The following is a 2406-nucleotide window of genomic DNA, read 5'->3' on the forward strand; positions in this document are numbered from 1 at the left end:
CTATCGTATGATGAATCAAGTTTTTTTCCTTCTAATGTATATAGTGTGTAGTGTACTTTCACTTTATCTCCGGAGAAAGGCTTACCACCCTCTCCTTTTTTTGTTTCGATATAATAAAGTCCATTTTCAGATAGTGACAGTGTCATATTATTCTCACTTAAGTATGTTTGTATTTTCGTTTTTTCAGCTTTATTCTTTATTTCAGCGATCCTCGCTTTTTCTTTTTCATACTCTGCTTTATCCCAAATAGCAAGCAGCTCAATATGATACAATAAGGGTGTAAACGGCGGAATATTCTCTTGCCATTCTTTTCCATAACCAAGCTCCGAAGTTGAAATAAATGAAACCCTTGATCCTTCTTTCATATTACCAATAACAAAATCAAGCCCCTTGGTATAAGCATTAAATTTATCTTTATCAGATTCCAATTTTGCACCCAATTCATAATCTAATGTCTCTTGATCCAAAGTCGTATAAATCATTCTATCATCAAGAGACTTTAAAGTAAAGTTGAGTTGAGCAACCTGTCCTTTTTCAATAGTCTTTCCTTCTCCACCTGCATTTATAATGTAATATATACCATTATTTTCGGGCTCAATATTTTGTTTGTTTTTTTCGAGATAATCTTCAATCTGTTTAATTTCTTTTTCAGACGCTTCTTTCTCAACGATTGATTTTGATTTGATGTTTAACAACTTAAAGTCAAAATACAGCTTAGAATTTTCCTCAACAAATTCAGGCAGAAATGGAAGTCCAGCAGTAAGAAGAAGAAAGGAATCTGCTTGTATAATAAAAGACGCACTATCGCCAATTGCCATCATAGAAAGGGCTTCATATGTATCTCCAGCAAAATCTGATTTGTATAAGATTTGTGTAAAGGAGTCGGGCATAGAGTTCGAATTCCATATAGTAGAATCTTTTGTGCCGTACTTTAATCGTAGCGTCATTTCGTCGCCAAGCTGAGGCTTTAAAGTGTCATTATGTATATGAAACTTATAATACAAGCCTGTTTGTGATAACTCATATCCGGAATATTCTGAACTACATGACACAAAATTTAATAAGCCGATTATAGTTCCAAATAAGGTAAATAATAATCCTTTTTTCATTGATTAATATATTATTAGTAGACTAATTTTAAATGCTTTTTTTTTTCTGCTTATAAACTACGTTGATAATACCATGCGATTTCTATTTTTAATAACAACTCAACTAAATGACTATTTAACTGGCACTTACTGCGAGATGGGAATATGTAAACAATAGAAACCCTTATGTGTAAAAACCTTAGAAATAGACGAACCCATTGGAGGCAGCAACCTCCAATGGGTCATAATTTACACTATTATTCTAGCTACCTGGTATTGGTAATGGATAAAGTGATACTGTCGCATAAATACTATGATAATCTTTTGCTCTAAGATAAGCTTCATACTTTAGTTGATTATTTGAATATTCAACAAAAAAGCGTCGTGAGCTTAATGCCCAAAAATGATGACCATTCCATCTTTTAGGACCATAATCAGCACCTACATAACCTTTCGTTTCCATTGGACAAGGATATTTATAAGTTCTATCAAGATAAGTTTCTTTACAAGTAAACTCAGCATAATAACCGACAGGTATATCAACAAATGGGGTATAAACGTTATTATCGGTAGTGAAGCTATGTGATTGGCCGCCACCAGCCTCTACATCTAAGTGAACCTCTACTTCGCCACCTGCAATGCCAAAAGGCAAGCCAACTGTAGCTTTAACAGCTATTCCAGTAGTCACTGCCACCCACCAGCTATGCTCGTCAGTTTTAGAAGTCGACCATAAATTCGTTGGCTCCAAAGTACGTACCTCACCAGATTGATTTCCAATGCAATGAATAAGTGTATTAGGCACTTTTCTTGCAATCGTACCATTATCTGTCAATAACTGTCTACTATCAACAACCACTCTTCTTTCACAGTACCAACCATAATCATTAGTCATATTATGACCACTTGCATCACCGACTTCTACATCATTTACATATACGGCAATAGGTTTTTGACTACCACTACCGATTCTCCAAGCGAATCTGTCTTTATACGCAGTGGCATTCGGCTGATTAGGTCGATTTACATCAACCCACATATTTTCTAGATCATTCTTGGTCATTTTTGACCATGGAGTATTAGTTGCTGATTTAGTCTTGTTTTCACCTATATTTGGGGAGGTAATTTTTTCTCCTTCAATAGTTTCGATTGCCTCAGTCCCAGTTGGTCCTGACAATGCTACAAGTTCAAGTCCTTTTGCTTCCAATTCTGCTTTTAAGCCCAGCAAATGTTCAGGTGTTGGCAAAACTTCAGGAATGGCAACTACTTCTTCCATTTCTGCTGTTTCCATGTCTTCGTTGTCGCAGGAAACCATTGCCAA

2 protein-coding genes are annotated in these 2406 nt (G+C 35.5%); both read right to left on the bottom strand.

From position 1 onward, the window contains the following. The coding region (locus tag ABY905_RS16455) for an FKBP-type peptidyl-prolyl cis-trans isomerase (protein ID WP_372645843.1) at window positions 1-1109 on the bottom strand (1109 nt) is incomplete at its 3' end. A gap of 241 nt (window positions 1110-1350) precedes the next feature. Then, a partial coding sequence (locus tag ABY905_RS16460) for a hypothetical protein (protein ID WP_372645846.1) occupies window positions 1351-2406 on the bottom strand: 1056 nt, incomplete at its 5' end.

It is taken from the genome of Ancylomarina sp., assembly GCF_041555295.1.
Classification (GTDB): domain Bacteria; phylum Bacteroidota; class Bacteroidia; order Bacteroidales; family Marinifilaceae; genus Ancylomarina.